Raw genomic sequence first — 17,034 nt, 5'->3', positions numbered from 1 at the left:
TCGGCGTCAGCGGCGGTGTCTGGGGCCGCCAGAGCGGCTACGGCATCATGGTCGGCGGCCCGGCCGCGGACGTCGAGCGCGCCCGACCGGTCTTCGAGTCGCTCACCCCCGACGCGGGCGGCGGCTTCGTGCACGCCGGCGCCGTCGGCGCCGGACACTTCGTCAAGATGGTCCACAACGGCATCGAGTACGGCATGATGCAGTCCTTCGCCGAGGGCTACGAGCTCATGACCGCCTCCGGGATCGTCGACGACGTCCCCGGCACCTTCGAGAGCTGGCGCGAGGGCACGGTCGTCCGCTCCTGGCTGCTCGACCTGCTCAGCCGCGCCCTGGAGGAGGACCCGGACCTGGCCGAGCTGCGCGGTTACGCCCAGGACTCCGGTGAGGGCCGCTGGACGGTCCAGGCCGCCGTCGACCACGCCGTCCCCGCTCCCGCGATCACCGCCGCGCTCTACGCTCGCTTCTCCTCACGCCAGGACGACAGCCCGGCGATGAAGGTCGTGGCCGCGCTGCGCAACCAGTTCGGCGGTCACGCCGTGACCAAGTCCGGCCCGGACCCCCGCACCCCCTCCAGGGACTGACCGGCACAGCCCCGGGAGCGCGCCCGCCACCCGTCCCGACCGACGGCTCGCGGCCTTTCCATGAGCGCACCTGGGACCCCCGCGCCCGTGATCCCGCGCCACCGTCCCCGGAGGAGGGCCGGATGTACGTTTCCCATCTGCAACTGGTCGACTTCCGGTCCTACGAGGACGCCCTACTGGAACTGGACCCCGGCGTGAGCGTGTTCGTCGGGGCCAACGGCCAGGGCAAGACCAACCTCGTCGAGGCGGTCGGCTACGTGGCCACGCTCAGCAGCCACCGAGTCTCCTCGGACACCCCGCTCATCCGGCGGGACGCTCCCCGCGCGATCATCCGGGCCAAGGTCGTGCGCGACGAGCGCTCCATGGTCGTGGACCTGGAACTCAACCCGGGCCGCGCCAACCGGGCACGGATCAACCAGGCCGCCGCAGGTCGGCCCCGCGACGTCCTGGGGATCCTCCGCACCGTGCTGTTCGCCCCCGAGGACCTGGCCCTGGTCAAGGGCGACCCGGGCGAGCGGCGGCGCTTCCTCGACGACCTGCTCGTGGCGCGCGCGCCGCGGATGGCGGGTGTGCGCTCCGACTACGACCGGGTGCTCAAGCAGCGCAACGCCCTGCTGAAGTCGGCGTCCGGGCGGATGTTCCGGCAGCGCTCGGCGCCGGACCTGACCACCCTGGAGGTCTGGGACACCCACCTGGCGGAGGTCGGCGCCGAACTGCTGGCGGCGCGGTTGGCGCTCGTGGCGGAGCTGCGGCCGCTGATCGCGCAGGCCTACGCGGGGCTGACCGACTCCGGCGGCCCGGCCGTTCCCTCCTACCGCTGCTCGGCGGATCCCGACGGGGGTGAACCGCCCGCCGACCGTCCACAGCTTGTGGACATCCTCCGGTCCGCCCTCGGCCAGGCGCGGGAGCGCGAACTCCAACGGGGCGTCAGCCTCGTCGGTCCGCACCGCGACGAACTCCACCTCCAGCTCGGCGGCCTGCCCGCGAAGGGTTACGCGAGCCAGGGGGAGTCCTGGTCCTACGCCCTGTCGCTCAAACTCGCCGCGTTCGACCTGCTCAGGGCGGACGGGGACGACCCCGTCCTCATCCTCGACGACGTGTTCTGCGAACTCGACAGCGAGCGCCGCCGGCGACTGGCCGAGCGGGTGCGCGGCGCCGAACAGGTCCTGGTGACCGCGGCGGTGCCCGATGACATCCCCAAGGAGCTGGACGGCGTCCGGTTCGCGGTGGGCGCGGGGGTGGTCGGACGTGAGTGACAGTCGTCCGCGGCCCGTTGATCCCCGAGCGTCCCTCGGCGGCGGACTCGGGCGCGTGCGTCCACAACCTGTGGACGGCGGCCCGGGAGGTGCGACGGGTCCCGTCGCGCACGCGCCCGAACGGACTCCGGCGGCCCCGGCCACTCCGGCGGCCCCCGCCGTCTCCGGAGCCGACCTCGCCCGGCAGGCGCTCGCCCGTGCCCGGGCCGAGGCCCGGGATCGCGGAGCGACGCCCCGCGGAGCGCCGCGCGCTCGCAAGCGTGGCCGGATCCGGTCACGCAACGAGCCCCAGCTGTTTGGCGACGCCGTGCGGACGTGGCTGATCGAGCACGGGTGGCAGGAACAGGTGGCGATCGGCGGGGTGTTCGGCCGATGGTCGGACATCGTTGGCGAGTTCAACGCCCAGCGGCTCCGCCCGGAGAGTTATTCGGACGGTGAACTCGTCGTGGTGGCCGATTCACCGACGATGGCGGCCCAAGCGCGATCGATGGTGCGTGATCTCATGCGCCGTTTGAACGAGGAGCTCGGCGAGGGGACGGTCGTCTCCATCAAGGTGCGGGGGCCCGGGTCCCGCCGTCGTTGAGGACTCCGCTCGGGGGCGCACCCGTCGGATGTTTCCGTCCCGGGCGTGGCCCTGAGGAATGTTTTCGCAGGTCAGAGTGGTTCCCGGAGGGGGATCTCCGGCGGTCGGGAATTCCGGCGGGCCGAGCCGCGGCCGCCGGACCGGAGGCCGGGGCCAGTCGCCCAACGGCCACTGAACCGCTCCGGGACTTGCGCGAGGGGCCACCCGCGTGTAGGGAGTCGGCTCCCTCCCTGAACGTTCGTTGGCGAGCGGCACAGCGCCGTGAATGCTCCTTTGTCGTATGGCGCGGGGTATCATGGAGTCGGTTCTTCAGATGCCTGTAGCCGGTCCCACGCCCCCAGGAGAGGGTGGGCGGACGGCCCGTACGGTGATGTGGTGATCCCCCTGGTGTCGCGGTATGCCGACCCCTTCGGTCACCGCCTCCGCGGGCTGACCGTCGTCCGCTCGGCCACGGCCGGCAGGCGTCCCCAGCAGGAGGGTGTTCCCACTTGGCCTACGACGCTCGATCAATCACGGTCCTTGAGGGGCTTGAGGCAGTACGCAAGCGCCCAGGGATGTACATCGGTTCCACCGGTGAGCGGGGCCTGCACCACCTGGTCTACGAGGTGGTCGACAACTCCGTCGACGAGGCGCTGGCAGGGCACGCCAGCGCCATCGAGGTGACCCTGATGGCCGACGGCGGCGTGCGTGTGGCCGACAACGGCCGTGGCATCCCCATCGACCTCCACCCCGTGGAGAAGCGCCCGGCCGTCGAGGTCGTGCTGACCACGCTGCACGCGGGCGGCAAGTTCGACGGCAAGTCGTACGCGGTCTCCGGCGGTCTGCACGGTGTGGGCGTCTCCGTCGTCAACGCGCTGTCCACGGCGCTGGACGTGGAGATCCGCAAGGACGGGCACGTGTGGACGCAGCACTACGAGATGACCGCGCCCACCGGAGACCTGGTCAGGGGCGAGGAGACCGACGAGACCGGAACCCAGATCACCTTCTGGCCGGACGGCGACATCTTCGAGACCACGGTCTTCACGTTCGAGACCCTCGCCCGCCGGATGCAGGAGATGGCCTTCCTCAACAAGGGGCTGTCCATCACCATCCGCGACGAGCGGCCCGAGCACACCGACGGTGGCCCGACGGTCAACACCTTCCACTACGACGAGGGCCTGTCCGACTACGTCCGGCACATCAACGCCAAGAAGGAGCCGGCGCACGCGTCGATCATCTCCTTCGAGGAGGACGGCGACGGCATCTCGGTCGAGATCGCCATGCAGTGGAACCAGTCCTACACCTCGTCCGTGCACACCTTCGCCAACACGATCAACACGGCGGAGGGCGGCACCCACGAGGAGGGTTTCCGCTCCGCGCTGACCACCCTGGTCAACCGGTACGCGCGGGACCAGAAACTCCTGCGGGACAAGGACGACAACCTCACCGGTGACGACATCCGCGAGGGCCTGACCTCGATCATCTCGGTCAAGCTGGCCGACCCGCAGTTCGAGGGCCAGACCAAGACCAAGCTCGGCAACACCGAGGCCAAGTCCTTCGTCCAGAGGGTCACCAACGAGCACCTGCGCGACTGGTTCGAGCGCAACCCGGGCGAGGCCAAGGACATCGTGTCCAAGGCCAGCCAGGCCGCCCGCGCCCGGATCGCCGCCCGCCAGGCCCGCGACCTCACCCGCCGCAAGACCCTGCTGGAGTCCACCTCCCTGCCCGGCAAGTTGTCCGACTGCCAGTCGACCAACCCGGAGGAGTGCGAGGTCTACATCGTCGAGGGTGACTCCGCCGGCGGTTCCGCCAAGGGCGGACGCGACCCGCACCACCAGGCGATCCTGCCGATCCGCGGCAAGATCCTCAACGTGGAGAAGTCGAGGATCGACCGCATCCTCAAGAACAACGAGGTCCAGGCGATCATCACCGCGCTGGGCACGGGCATCCACGAGGACTTCGACGCCGACAAGCTGCGGTACCACAAGATCATCCTCATGGCCGACGCCGACGTCGACGGCCAGCACATCCGCACCCTGCTGCTCACCCTGCTGTTCCGCTTCATGAAGCCGCTGGTCGAGGCCGGTCACGTCTACCTGGCACAGCCGCCGCTGTACAAGATCAAGTGGGACCAGCGCGGCAGCGACGCGGGCTACGCCTTCTCCGACGCCGAGCGCGACCGGGTCATCGAGGCCGGGATCGCCGCCGGGAAGAAGGACCCGCGACCGCGCGACATGGTCCAGCGCTTCAAGGGCCTGGGCGAGATGAACGCCAACGAGCTGTGGGACACCACCATGGACCCCGAACGCCGGGTGCTGCTCCAGGTCAGCCTGGAGGACGCGGCCCAGGCCGACGAGATGTTCAGCGTGCTCATGGGCGAGGACGTCGAGTCCCGGCGCTCCTTCATCCAGCGCAACGCCAAGGACGTCCGCTTCCTGGACATCTAGGTCCGTGCCGCCCTGGTCGCGCCCGCGGGCGGCGGCCGGGCGGGGAGAACCACGCTCAACGAAGCTTCATAGAAGGGATCGACATCCGTGACGGATGCGAACAACCCGGACTCTCCCGAGGGTGCGGACTCCGCTGTTGAGGCCCCGGCGAGGGACCGGATCGAGCCGGTCGACATCCAGGTCGAGATGCAGCGCAGCTACCTCGACTACGCGATGTCGGTCATCGTCGGCCGCGCCCTGCCCGACGTGCGCGACGGACTCAAGCCGGTCCACCAGCGCGTGCTCTACGCGATGTACGACGGCGGGTTCCGGCCCGACCGCGGGTTCTTCAAGTGCGCCCGCGTCGTCGGTGACGTGATGGGTAACTACCACCCGCACGGCGACAGCGCGATCTACGACACCCTGGTGCGCCTGGCCCAGTGGTGGTCGATGCGCATGCCGCTGGTCGACCCGAACGGCAACTTCGGCTCCCCGGGCAACGACCCGGCCGCCGCCATGCGCTACACCGAGTGCAAGCTCGCGCCGCTGGCCATGGAGATGCTCCGGGACATCGACAAGGAGACCGTCGACTTTCGGCCCAACTACGACGGCCGCTCCTCCGAGCCCGTCGTCCTCCCCGCCCGGTTCCCGAACCTGCTGGTCAACGGCTCGTCAGGGATCGCGGTCGGTATGGCGACCAACATTCCGCCGCACAACCTGCGCGAGGTCGCCGACGGCGTCAACTGGTATCTGGAGAACCCGGACACCGACGACGAGGCGCTGCTGGACGCGCTCATCGAGCGGGTCAAGGGCCCGGACTTCCCCACGCGCGGACTCATCGTCGGCAAGCGGGGGATCGAGGAGGCCTACCGGACCGGGCGCGGCTCCATCACCATGCGCGCGGTCGTGGAGGTCGAGGAGGACGGCCGCGGGCGCCAGACGCTGGTGGTCACGGAGCTGCCCTACCAGGTCAACCCGGACAACCTGGCGCTGAAGATCGCCGACCTGGTCAAGGACGGCAAGGTCAGCGGCATCGCCGACGTGCGCGACGAGAGCAGCGGCCGCACCGGTCAGCGCCTGGTCATCGTGCTCAAGCGCGACGCCGTCGCCAAGGTGGTGCTCAACAACCTCTACAAGCACACCCAGCTCCAGGAGACCTTCGGCGCGAACATGCTCGCGCTGGTCGACGGGGTGCCGCGGACCCTGCGCCTGGACCAGATGATCCGGCACTGGGTCAAGCACCAGATCGAGGTCATCGTCCGCCGGACGCGCTACCTGCTGCGCAAGGCCGAGGAACGGGCGCACATCCTGCGCGCACTGCTGCGGGCGATGGACCGCATCGACGAGGTCATCAACCTCATCCGCGCCAGCGCCTCCGCCGACGAGGCGCGCACGGGCCTCATGGGCCTGCTGGAGATCGACGACATCCAGGCCCGCGCCATCCTCGACATGCAGCTGCGCAAGCTGGCCGCGCTGGAACGCAACCAGCTCACCGCGGAGTACGACGAGCTGATGGCGCAGATCGCGGACTACAACGACATCCTCACCTCGGACCCGCGCCAGCGGTCCATCGTCCGCGAGGAGCTCGCCGAGATCGTCGAGAAGTACGGCGACGAGCGGCGCACGCACATCATCCCGTTCGAGGGTGACATGCGGATGGAGGACTTCATCGCCGAGGAGGACGTGGTCGTCACGATCTCCCGCGGCGGGTACGCCAAGCGCACGCGGATCGACAACTACCGGGCGCAGAAGCGCGGCGGCAAGGGCGTGCGCGGGGCGCAGCTGAAGCAGGACGACATCGTCCAGCACTTCTTCGTCACCACCACCCACCACTGGATCCTGTGCTTCACCAACCAGGGCCGGGTGTACCGGACGAAGGCCTACGAGCTGCCGGAGGCGGCCAGGGACGCGCGCGGTCAGCACGTGGCCAACCTGCTGCCGTTCCAGCCGGGCGAGGAGATCGCGCAGATCATGGCGCTGCGCGACTACGAAGCGGCTCCGTACCTGGTGCTCGCCACCCGCGAGGGGCTGGTGAAGAAGTCGCGCCTGGAGGACTTCGACTCGGCGCGTTCGGCGGGGATCATCGCGATCAACCTGCGCGAGGACGACGAGCTGATCGCCGCGCGACTGGTCTTCCCCGACGACGACCTGCTGTTGATCTCCAGCGACGCCCAGGCGATCCGGTTCTCGGCCTCCGACGAGTCGCTGCGTCCGATGGGGCGGGCGACCAGCGGTGTGATCGGTATGCGCTTCATGTCGGGCGACTACCTGCTGAGCATGGACGTCATCCGGCCCGGGGACGGGTCCTCCGACGTCCTGGTGGCCACGGAGAACGGCTACGCCAAGCGCACCCCGGCCGACCAGTACCCGGTGCAGAACCGGGGCGGCAAGGGCGTTCTGACGGCCAAGGTCGTGGAGGCCCGCGGCAAGCTGGTCGGGGCGATGATGGTCGACCCCGAGGTGGACGAGATCTTCGCGATCACGTCCGCGGGCGGGGTGATCCGCACCGGCGCCGCCGAGGTCAAGCAGTCCGGCCGCACCACGATGGGCGTGCGCCTGATGAACCTCGACAAGGGCAACAAGATCGTGGCCGTGGCGCGCAACGCCGAGGCCGCTGAGGAGGCCGAGGAGGTCGGGGCCGACGACACGGCCGAGGGCGCGGTGACCGGGGAAGGAAACCCCGAGGCCTAGACTGCGCGTTAGGTCCTTTTGATCCCGTGGGGTTCCGTTCGTGAACCCCACGGGACACCACTCTTCGCGGCATTCACCCGTCTCAACGAAAGTCCAGCGGTAACGTTTCTATGTCTGACAACCAGCGGAACACCCCCACGAACGAATCCGAAGCGGACACGGCGGTGACCGCCGGAGACGAGGCGGCGGAGAAGGGCACGGTCGAGGCGACCGAGCCGGAGCCGACGGACACGGAGACCGCCGAGGCGAAGTCCTCCGAGGGCCAGGAGTCCACGGAGGAGAAGGACGCCGAGGAGGACACGGGGAAGGCCTCCGGCGAGGCGAAGACCTCTGACGCGGAGGGGGCCGCCGACACCGAGCCGGAGGAGCCCGAGCGTTCGACCCCGATCTTCGCGGCCGCCGACCAGGAGCCCGAGAAGGATTCCGTGGAGGACCGCGCGGAGGCGGGAGAGACGGCAGTGACCGATTCCAAGGCCTCGGTCCCCGAGGGGCCGGGCGCCGTGAAGGCGACGATGTCCAGCCGCAAGGCGCACCTGACGGTCTCCCGTGTGGAGCCGTGGTCCGTGATGAAGTTCAGCTTCGTCGTGTCCCTGGTGTGCTTCATCGTCCTGTTCGTCGCGGTCGCGGTGATCTACGCGACCCTGTCCATGCTCGGTGTCTTCGACGAGGTCACCAGCATGATGGAGGCGCTCCTGGAGGGCGAGGGGAACACCGGTGAGGGTGAACTCGGCCTGGACCCGGCCGCCTGGTTCTCCCCGGGGCGCGTCCTGGGCTACACGGGCGTGATCGGGGCGCTGAACATCGTGCTGATCACCGCCCTGTCCACGGTGGGCGCGATGGTCTACAACCTGGTCGCCGACCTGGTCGGGGGCGTGGACGTCACGCTGACCGAGGCCGAGTAGGGCCTTGGCGGATCCGGCCCCGGGCGCCGTGCCCGGGGCCGGACCCGTGTCCGAGGGGGTGGCCCGAGCACTCCGGAAACCCGGTAAAATGGGAGGTGAAGAGGGACGCGGTCGCCCGTGTCCCTCTGGCTTCCGCGTCATCTCCCGGTTCGCTCCACGCACCGGGATGCGGTAGAGTTCCTCGAGGAACGAGGGCGTATAGCTCAGTCGGTTAGAGCGCATCCCTGATAAGGATGAGGCCCCAGGTTCAAGTCCTGGTACGCCCACAGTGTTGTTGCAGGTCAGAGCCCTGCTCTCCGTTTAGGAGAGCGGGGCTCTTCCTCGTTTGACCGTCATTTGACCGTGGGACCCCACGGCATCCCCTGTCAGAACACGCACTCCCCCGGCACTGAACGGCACCGGCCAGACACGAAGTCGACAACAGATCGAATCGCTATGTCGACTCGACTGTAGCCGGTCGACCCCGCTCGGGCAGGGGCACGCCCAGCAGCCCCAGGAGTTCCGCCGTGACCACCCNGGCCCCCCGCCGTAGCGGAGGAGTCGGCAGGGGAACTCGCCGCGTCTGGCGAGCTCGTAGGCTGTCGTCCGCCCCATGTGCAGGGCACGGGCGGCCGTCATCAGGTCCACCGCCGCTGGCAGGTCGTACAGCTCTCGGATCGTGAACGCCCTGGTCTTCTCGGTCACCGGTCTCCCGTGGGTTGGAGTTGCTTGCAAGGGGAGACAAGTCACCAAGTCGACCAGTCGTGACATCGACCCTGGGGATCCGGGTATGGCAGAGGTCCTGGGCCTAGGCCCAGGACCTCGCATGAGTGTCTACTGAGCCAGCCGGAGAAACACCGCCCACTCAGCCGCGGCACGGTGAGGTAGCCGAGGCATCAGACTCACCTGAGTGAGGTTCGCGGTGTAGATGCGGTGGCCGCACCAGGTCACGGCGTGGGCGAGTGGCATGGCCGTGTTCATGGCCTGTTCTCCTCAGCCAACGGTGTTGAGATAGGTACGGATGACGGTTGCGAGGTCGCCCAGGTCGTCGGGTGCCCCGCTCGTCGGCGCCGCCAAGAGGTCGCCTTCAGGGATCTGGGGGCGGGGGACCTGGGGCCGGGGGAGCATGTATGGGCGGACGAGTGTGCCGCCGGTCTCGTCGGGGTCGTCGTTCTCCGGAGCTGCCAGCTCCTGCGCACTGCTTGGACTGGTGCGCGGCGCCGGTAGTCGGGGCGGTTCGGGTGGCGGGGTGATCGCGACTGGTTCGCGCCTTGGCTGGCCGGGGACGAACACGAAGGCGAGTGCTGTCGCCAGTACTGCGGCGGCGAGGGCCCAGAGCTGGGCCGCGAGGGTTCGGTGCCGCCTGCGGTGGCGGCCGGTAGTGTGTGGCACGGTCATCCTCCTGGTGCTGTCAGGTGGTTGATCACGCCCCGCCTCGGTGCTCCAACACCGATCGGGGCATTTTCATGTTTTCCGCTTGGGCAGGTGTCATTGGCCCCGCGTGGGGCTGCACTTCCCGCCATCGCGGCACACGGCTTTTGGATCAGGCGACCAGGTCGCGGTGGGGGTCGATCAGCGCCCACACGGTCAGCGGGCTGCCCCGGAAACCGGTCCACCACCACTTCTCCGCCAGCGCCGCCACCAGACGCAGCCCACGCCCGCACATGGCGGTGTCGCTGGTGTGGGTGGTCAAGGTGGGAACCGTGATCGGCCGCAGAGCTCGCGGCCCGTCATCGGTCACGGAGACCAGGACGATCTGGCCGGGCAGGACCTCCACGGTGACCTTGACACGTCCACACCGGCCGCCCGACGCCGAATGCCGCACCGCGTTCGTCACGAGCTCGCTGACGACCATCTCAACCACGGCGGCCGCCTCCTCGCCCAACCCGGTGGCCCCCGCGCACCAGGTCCGGATCCGACCGACCTGCTCCGGGGTGCCACCGAAATACGCGGCGAACACCCCGGCCCGAGGGCTCTTGGCGCGGACCGGCAACCCACCCACCACCCGCCGGTCCTGGCTGTGGCCGTATCGCGGCCTTGGGACGTGATCCCCACCTCGGTCCGGCGGTCGTCCAGGGTCTGGTCTGCTTGGGCTTCTCATACCTCAACCTCCTCGGTGACAGCGGTTCGAAGCAAGGCGCACCACAAAACGGCCATAAGAGGACATACAGAACTTCCAGCGCCAATCGTGACCGCACGGCTACGCCGCTTGACCTCGATGATGCAACGGAAAATCTTCGACCACAAGCGTTCTCGGAAATCTTTCTAAAGAAGCTTCGATCCGAGTGTTCGGTAGCATCACTCCCGTGACCACGCAGACACGGTGTCCTCACCGGACACACGCCTGCCCGGCAACCGATGACGAAGACGGGGAGAAACGTGGCGCGAGCACGTGGCCCGGCCGGCAGCAAGCGCAAGTTGGGCCTGTGGCTGAAGGAACAGCGCACGAAGGCCGGGTTCACGGGCAAGCAGGTGGCGAACGAACTCGGCTGCGGCGATCCGAAGGTCTTCCGCATGGAGGGTGGGCACGCCGTGCCCAGCAAGCTCGAACTCGACCACCTCTTCGAGCTCTTCGGTGTCGATGACGACAGGGAACGCGAGCTGATCCGCCAGCTCGCAGCGGACGCCAAGTCACGTCACTGGACCAGCGAGTTCGAGAGCGTGATGCCACCGAAGTTCGACATCTACGTCGGCCGCGAGGAGGACGCCACGAGCGTGCGCGTCTACGAGACCCACCTCATCCAGGGCCTGCTCCAGACCGAAGACCACATGCGGCCCCTGCTCACCGCGACCAACCCTCAGGAGCCCGCCAGCGACGTCGAGCGACTCGTCGAGTTCCGCAAGCGCCGCCAACGGATCCTGGACAGGGATCCTGACCCCCTGAACCTGTGGGTCGTCATGGACGAGGCCGCGATCCGCAGGCCCGTCGGCGGCGCGGAGGTCCACCGCGCACAGCTCCAGCACCTGCTGGATCTCACCAGGAAGCCCAATGTCAACATCCAGGTGATCCCGGAGAGCGTGGGAGCGCACGCCGGACTCAGCGGACCATTCAGCATCCTGGAGTTCGAGCCCGACGAGCCCGAGATGATCTACATCGAGGGCCAGGGCGGAAACCTGTACCTCGACAAGGCGCGCGAGATCCGTCGGCACAAGCAGTTGTGGAACCACATCGTGGACGTCGCGATGTCCACGGCCGCGACCACGCGCTACATCAAGAAAGTTATGGAGGAGCTGCCATCATGACTCACCCCTCGGGCGGACCCCGCCCCACCCAGGTCGAGGTCACGCAGCAGCTGTTCACGAAGTCCACGTTCTCCGGCGGCCAGGGCTCCTGCGTCGGGATCAAACGCTTCGGTGACTGGATCGTCGTGGGCAAGCACGAACTGGGCGACGCCAGCCCGACGCTGTTCTTCCCCAGCGCGCACTGGGACGAGTTCTGCTCATCGATCGCACGCGGGAAGCCGAGTTCGGTCGGCGAGGTGGCCGCGGTGTTCACCGCCGACGGTGGCTTCACCCTGACCGAGGCCAGCAACGACGCTGCCCCCACCATCGTCTACGACCGAGACGAGTGGGAAGCCTTCAGACTCGGGGTAGAAGCCGGAGAGCTGCGCAGCGGGGACCCTCGCGGCGTACTCGTCAGTCACGCTTGAGCCGGTCCAGGGCCTGCGGCAACGGCAGCTCCTGGTTGTCCTTGTCCAGCTCCCACAGGTCGAACACCGTGGCGGCGGCCTCAGCCATCTCCTGGGGAAGCCCTACCTCGGCGAGGCTCTGGGCCACCTCACGCATCTCCGGTGCCCAGCGCCACGCCTTGGCCGCCACCCCGGTCAGGTACTCCGGGGTGGCCAGCGGGGACTTCGCCAGCCGTCGTGCCTCCGCGGTCAGGTGTTGGTCCACCCCGTGGGCACGACCCAGCGCTTGGGCGACCCCGGCCAGGGCACACGCGGCCTTCTGGTAAGAGCCGTAGGCCATCTTCAGAGCTGAGGCAGCCCCCACCGCTCCCTCCATCTGGATCGGGACCACAGCCGTACCAGCGAACAGATCCTTGACCGCCGCCAACTCCGCCTCTTCGCCTGAGAGATAGAGATGCGTGGCGACGGTGCCCCCGGGCGGCGGGCCGATAACGCATCCGTCCACGGTGCGGGCCCCGTGAGCGGCCATGTCGGCGGCGATCCGTTCCGCACGGTCAGGGCTGATGGCGTTGGCCTCGACGAAAAGCCCCGAGAAACCCGCCTCCCTGATCGCAACGGCCGTCTCCTCAGCAGCGGCCGGTGGACACAGGGAGATCGCCACGGACGAACGCTCCAGGAGCGAGCCGAGCTCGGGAACGGCGTCGAGTCCGGCTTCCTCGGCACGCTGAACACTCGCGTCACTTCGCCCAATAGGGCACCACAGAACACGGACACCGGCCTTGGTGAGCTCGTGCCCGACAGCGGCACCCATCTGGCCGGGATGCAGCAGGCCAACAGTGATGAGGCTGGTCATGACGTATGTCCTTGTGGGAGGGGTTGGTGAGGGCAGAACTCGATGGTCTCACTTCAAGGCACGGAGTCCTAGGAAAGGCCACTCGTCTCGTACCGCTGGATCGAATGCTGCCGTGGGTGCCTCAGGGGCCGTCAGCACTCGGAGCTGGATCTTGTGGGCGACCACGAGCACGGGTCCTTCGCTGCCAGCCAGAGCGATGAGCTGATCTCGGACCCGTGCCGCCCTGTCACCGAGTTCCTTCAGGGACTCACCGTCTTCGTACCTGCTCGCTGGATCCACGAGGCGCTTCGCCCGCCAGGCGACGTAGTCGGCGGGAAATTCCTCCGGAGGGATGCCTTGGACCGCTGTGGGGCTCCGCCATTCGCGAAGATCAGGAAGGACGCCCAGCAGGGGAATCCCGGAGTGCTCAGCCAGGAGTTCGGCAGTCTGGCGTGCGCGACGCAGCGGGCTGGACACGATGCCGACCACGGCGGGCATTCGCTGGACCGCCGTGATCGTGTCTCGTCGGCCCTGCGGGGAGAGTTCCGCGTCATCGGGAGCGTGGTACCCCGGACGGTGTCCGACGTAGTGCGCATGGCGCATGAGGTAGACGTCAGCCAAGGACCCATCCTCCGTCCACCCGCAGGGTTTGACCGGTGATGAATCCGGCTTCGTCGCTGGCGAGGAAGGCCACAGCGGAGGCGACGTCCTCGGGACGGCCACGGCGTCGTACGCACTGTCGGACCAGTTGGCGCTTCTCCATGGCGTCGGGGTCGGGAACGACCTGTTCCTCGGCGGGTACCTGGATGGAGCCCGGGGCCACGCAGTTCACGGTGATCTCGTGCTTGCCGAGTTCGCGGGCGAGCGCGCGGGTGAGTCCTTCGAGTCCGGCTTTCGCCGCGATGTAGTCGGCCAGATCATGCCTCCCAGTGGAGGCGAGGACACTGCCGACCGTGATGATGCGGCCGTAGTGCTGGGCGATCATCGCGGGCGCGGCGGCCTGCGCGAGTAGGTGGTGGGCGGTCAGGTTGAGGGCCAGGCATGCGTCCCAGCGTTCTCGTCCGAGGTTCGCGTGTGGTGTTCGGGGATAGTCGCCAGCCGCGGTGACGAGGATGCCGGGCGACCCCATCCTGCCCTGCACGTGTGCGTAAAGTTCCGCTGGTGCGGTGGGTGAACGCAGATCCGCGTCGAAGACCTCCGCGGCTCCTCCCGCATCCGCGATCTCCTGGGCGAGTGCCCTGGCCTCGTCGGCGGTGTCAAAGTGGGCCAGCGCGACGCGGGCCCCGGACTCCGTGAGAGCACGGGCGATGGCCGATCCGATTCCTCCGGTGGCTCCGGTCACCAGTGCCAGACGGTCGTTCAACGAGTAGGACATGAGGACTCCGCCAGGTCGAAGAATCGTGTGGGGGAGAAGTCGGGCGCCATGCACAGCGCGAGCTTGGCGAGCAGGTACAGCCGCTGCTCCAAGGGCAGCCAGGCAAGGTCGAACACGCCGATGATCCGCATCGCCAGGTAGGGGCGCAGCGCCTCGGCGAGGGCTCCTCCAGGGAAGTAGCGGGCGGCGAGGGGTCGGACGAGCAGTTCCCAGTAGCGGGACAGGGCGAGCCGTCGCGCGTGGGTTAGCCGGTCGGTGAACCGGATGTGCAGGGTGCCCGCATGCGGGTGGGCGCTGACACGTGGCGTGTTCGCGGCGAGTCGGTCGAACGTGGCGGGGTGTTGGGTGAACGCCTGCGGGTTGAGGGTGGGGACCAGCCAGCCTCCGAGTACGGCGGTGTAGAAGCTGAAGTTGGCGATCTCGCCCGCGATGGCGTTGCGGCCAGCGGTGTCGTAGTCCAGCCAGGCCAGGGGGACGGCGAGGTTGACGTCGGTCGGATCGCCCTGGCTGATCGCGCTCCAGACGGGGGTGTCGAACGCGTCGCGCAGCCAGGAGAGCGTTCCGTCCCAGTCGAATTGGTAGTGGCGTCCGTTGACGTACAGCCCTGTCCGCGCGAGGTCGCTGAGTCTCGGCCCGTCCTGGACCTCGGTGAGGGGGATGTCGTTGTGGGCGTAGTAGTGGTCGAGCCGACCGCCGGGTAGTGCCCGGTCCCGGTAGAGCTTGCCGACCACCGTGGAGGAAGGGCTCAGCTCTGCCGTCTCGGTGAAGACACTCAGGTAGGTGCTCGTCATCTGACGCATGTACGCGTCCAGGATCGAGTGGTCGCCGTCGTCCGGCGTGTTGAGCAGGTCCAGCAGCAGCCCTCGGTTGGTGTCCACGGGCAGCCGTTCGTAGACCAGGACGGTGCGGCCGGGAAGTCGGACGTGGTGGTGCAGGGCGGGCACTGGATACCAGTCGCGAAGGAGCTGGTGGCCGAGGATTTCGGCGCGGGCCTCGTTGTGGTCGGGCATGCACTTGGCGATGAGGCGTCGTCGTCGCGTGTCGATCGGGTAGAGCCGGTTGCGGGAGAACCTGAGCGGGGCTCCGATACGTGGGAGCGGGTTCGGCGTCCTCATGCGTGCCCGCGGTCCAAGGCGAGGACGGCGGTGTCGGCGAGGGTGTCGGGAGTGATCGCGGACAGCGGTGTTCGCCGCTCGGTGTCGCTCTCGTCCAGGCCGTCACGGACTGGGCACATGTCCCAGCGGTGCATGCGTTCGGAGAAGGGTGTGGCCAGAGCGTGGTGGTGGTCGAGCCCGGTGCGCCACTTGCTGTGGGAGTGCCGCCCGTAGAGCCCGATGACCTCTGCCTTGGAGGAGACGAACGCGGCGAGGTGGGTGAGGCCGGTGTCGTTTCCCAGGACGAGGTCACAGCGGGCGAACAGAGCGGCGAGCGCTTCGAGATCAGCACCAGCGACCGGCTCCACCCGCACAGGGTCCGAGTTCCAGGGTCGATGCGCTGTCTCATCGCGGCCGGACACGAGGTGGAGCCGCACTCTGCGGCCGGTCGCTTGGCCGATGATCCGCGCGGCCGTGGTGAACCGCTCGGCCCCGTAGTCCTTACGTCCCGGCCAGCTCGTCGCGGTGATGGCGGCGATCGTCAGTGTCTCTCCGTCAGAGACGGCGGTGTCGCTCTGCGGGGACGGCAGGAACGGCGGGCCACCAGGAAGGCGGAGTCCAACGCGCTCTTCGAGCGCCAGGTAGTAGCGCGCGGGCAGGAAGGGGTAGACGTGCCGGCCGTCACTGCGGCAGTGCGCCTGCTCCGGTCGGCAGAGCAGGACATGGTCATTGTCCGCCGGTCGGGCCAGTGCCACCCCCGGTTCATCGCCGACGATGAACCGGGGAGAGGGAGCTGACGAACCAGTCGCCTTCCTCGTCGGATAAAGGCGACCGTACCGGCCCAGCGTGGTGAGAGGGACGCTCCGGCCGAACAGGGCGAGCGCGTCGGTGACCGCGGTGACCGTGCCGAAGGCGAGCAGGGAGTCCCCCAGCTTGCCGTCGAAGGCCACCACGACCTGCCCGCACCGCTCCAGGGCTCGCCGTAGGTGGTGGTCGGGATGACCGGGAAGCGGTTCGCCGACAGGAGTCGCCTCGCGGTCATAGCCGAGCGGAACGCTGATCACCTGCTCGGAGGTGTAGACGGTGCTTCCCCAGTGACGGGTGACCGAGGAGAGGTCCGCGATCATCAGGCGCTTCCGATCCGGGTGAGGGAGACCAGGGGGAGCCCGAGTTCCTCGATGACTGACCTGGCCTGGTAGCGGGTGTCCTCGGCCAGGCACACCGCGGCCACCGGATGTGCCCCGTGCCCCCGCAGGGCTTGGGCGAGGTTGACGAGGGTGACGCCGGTCGTCACCTCGTCGTCGACCAGGACGTAGCTCTGTCCAGGGGCGATCCCGTAGGCGAACACGTTCGGCCGGTTGGCGTGCCCCTCGACGAAGTGGACTACTCCGGGGAGGGGCACGCGCACCTTCCACGCGAGTTTGTACGGGAGTCCGGAGGCCAGGCTGAGGGCCAGCGCGGGGACGATGCCGCCCGCGTCCAGGCCGAGGACCGCGTCGACGTCCGTCACCGCGGGGGCCTCGTGGAGAAGGCGTTTCCACAGCGACCGTCCGGCGTTGGTGAGGTCGGCGGGTGGGACCGCTGCTCGGGTGCCGTCGAGATCGTGCATCACCCGCTCGGGTCGGCTGCTGGGCCCAGCGTCCAATCGGGTGACGACCTCGGCGCGAAAGTCGGCGTCCTGGGCGACCGCTTCCATGTCGTTCCCTT

16 protein-coding genes and 1 tRNA gene are annotated in these 17,034 nt (G+C 68.6%); 9 read left to right on the top strand and 8 right to left on the bottom strand.

Features of this window, described 5'->3' with window-relative positions:
- The 7 genes from D471_RS0122280 to D471_RS0122250 form a co-directional block, all read left to right on the top strand.
- Positions 1-581, top strand: a 581-nt coding sequence (locus D471_RS0122280; protein WP_017600673.1) for an NAD(P)-binding domain-containing protein, incomplete at its 5' end; no start/stop codon positions are given.
- 122 nt (positions 582-703) lie between these two features.
- On the top strand, positions 704-1,837 hold the full coding sequence (gene recF, locus D471_RS0122275) for a DNA replication/repair protein RecF (protein WP_017600672.1): 1,134 nt from the start codon (positions 704-706) through the stop codon (positions 1,835-1,837).
- 70 nt (positions 1,838-1,907) lie between these two features.
- Complete coding sequence (locus D471_RS0122270) at positions 1,908-2,420, top strand: DUF721 domain-containing protein (RefSeq protein WP_017600671.1); 513 nt, start codon at positions 1,908-1,910, stop codon at positions 2,418-2,420.
- Between the two features lie 488 nt (positions 2,421-2,908).
- Positions 2,909-4,846 (top strand): DNA topoisomerase (ATP-hydrolyzing) subunit B, encoded by a 1,938-nt coding sequence (gene gyrB, locus D471_RS0122265; RefSeq protein ID WP_083924289.1) that lies wholly within the window; start codon positions 2,909-2,911, stop codon positions 4,844-4,846.
- 87 nt (positions 4,847-4,933) lie between these two features.
- Positions 4,934-7,516 carry a DNA gyrase subunit A gene (gene gyrA, locus D471_RS0122260; protein ID WP_017600669.1) on the top strand — a complete coding sequence of 861 codons (2,583 nt, stop codon included), beginning with the start codon at positions 4,934-4,936 and terminating at the stop codon, positions 7,514-7,516.
- A 110-nt stretch (positions 7,517-7,626) separates the two neighbouring features.
- On the top strand, positions 7,627-8,418 hold the full coding sequence (locus tag D471_RS0122255) for a DUF3566 domain-containing protein (RefSeq protein ID WP_017600668.1): 792 nt from the start codon (positions 7,627-7,629) through the stop codon (positions 8,416-8,418).
- A gap of 192 nt (positions 8,419-8,610) precedes the next feature.
- Positions 8,611-8,684 (top strand) — tRNA-Ile (locus D471_RS0122250).
- 706 nt (positions 8,685-9,390) lie between these two features.
- Here D471_RS0122250 and D471_RS38620 read toward each other — a convergent pair.
- Positions 9,391-9,795 carry a hypothetical protein gene (locus D471_RS38620; protein ID WP_241479680.1) on the bottom strand — a complete coding sequence of 135 codons (405 nt, stop codon included), beginning with the start codon at positions 9,793-9,795 and terminating at the stop codon, positions 9,391-9,393.
- 145 nt (positions 9,796-9,940) lie between these two features.
- Positions 9,941-10,402 (bottom strand): ATP-binding protein, encoded by a 462-nt coding sequence (locus D471_RS0122235; protein WP_017600665.1) that lies wholly within the window; start codon positions 10,400-10,402, stop codon positions 9,941-9,943.
- A 374-nt stretch (positions 10,403-10,776) separates the two neighbouring features.
- On the opposite strand from D471_RS0122235, the gene D471_RS0122230 reads away from it, so the two are divergent.
- Both D471_RS0122230 and D471_RS0122225 read left to right on the top strand, forming a co-directional pair.
- Positions 10,777-11,640, top strand: coding sequence for a helix-turn-helix domain-containing protein (locus tag D471_RS0122230; protein WP_017600664.1), 864 nt, complete (start codon positions 10,777-10,779; stop codon positions 11,638-11,640).
- Positions 11,637-12,047, top strand: coding sequence for a DUF397 domain-containing protein (locus tag D471_RS0122225; protein ID WP_017600663.1), 411 nt, complete (start codon positions 11,637-11,639; stop codon positions 12,045-12,047). Before D471_RS0122230 ends, D471_RS0122225 begins: the two co-directional genes overlap by 4 nt.
- Here the strand turns inward: D471_RS0122225 and D471_RS0122220 are convergent.
- The 6 genes from D471_RS0122220 to D471_RS0122195 are packed head-to-tail and all read right to left on the bottom strand — an operon-like array spanning position 12,034 to position 17,023.
- Positions 12,034-12,879, bottom strand: coding sequence for an NAD(P)-dependent oxidoreductase (locus D471_RS0122220; protein ID WP_017600662.1), 846 nt, complete (start codon positions 12,877-12,879; stop codon positions 12,034-12,036). The two genes, D471_RS0122225 and D471_RS0122220, sit on opposite strands and share 14 nt — an antisense overlap.
- A 48-nt stretch (positions 12,880-12,927) precedes the next feature.
- On the bottom strand, positions 12,928-13,479 hold the full coding sequence (locus D471_RS0122215; RefSeq protein WP_017600661.1) for a histidine phosphatase family protein: 552 nt from the start codon (positions 13,477-13,479) through the stop codon (positions 12,928-12,930).
- Entirely contained in the window at positions 13,472-14,233 is a 762-nt protein-coding gene (locus D471_RS0122210) for an SDR family NAD(P)-dependent oxidoreductase (RefSeq protein WP_017600660.1), read from the bottom strand. The genes D471_RS0122215 and D471_RS0122210 overlap by 8 nt, the downstream gene beginning before the upstream one ends.
- Positions 14,218-15,348 carry a hypothetical protein gene (locus tag D471_RS0122205; protein WP_017600659.1) on the bottom strand — a complete coding sequence of 377 codons (1,131 nt, stop codon included), beginning with the start codon at positions 15,346-15,348 and terminating at the stop codon, positions 14,218-14,220. The genes D471_RS0122210 and D471_RS0122205 overlap by 16 nt, the downstream gene beginning before the upstream one ends.
- The gene (locus D471_RS0122200) at positions 15,345-16,454 is read right to left on the bottom strand and encodes a glycosyltransferase family 9 protein (RefSeq protein WP_017600658.1); all 1,110 of its coding nucleotides are present in this window, start codon (positions 16,452-16,454) and stop codon (positions 15,345-15,347) included. Before D471_RS0122200 ends, D471_RS0122205 begins: the two co-directional genes overlap by 4 nt.
- On the bottom strand, positions 16,454-17,023 hold the full coding sequence (locus D471_RS0122195) for a phosphoribosyltransferase (protein WP_017600657.1): 570 nt from the start codon (positions 17,021-17,023) through the stop codon (positions 16,454-16,456). The genes D471_RS0122200 and D471_RS0122195 overlap by 1 nt, the downstream gene beginning before the upstream one ends.
- Positions 17,024-17,034 lie beyond the last annotated feature (11 nt).

Source organism: Nocardiopsis lucentensis DSM 44048, from assembly GCF_000341125.1.
Lineage (GTDB): Bacteria > Actinomycetota > Actinomycetes > Streptosporangiales > Streptosporangiaceae > Nocardiopsis > Nocardiopsis lucentensis.
This window is presented reverse-complemented; position numbering and strand designations above follow the sequence as displayed.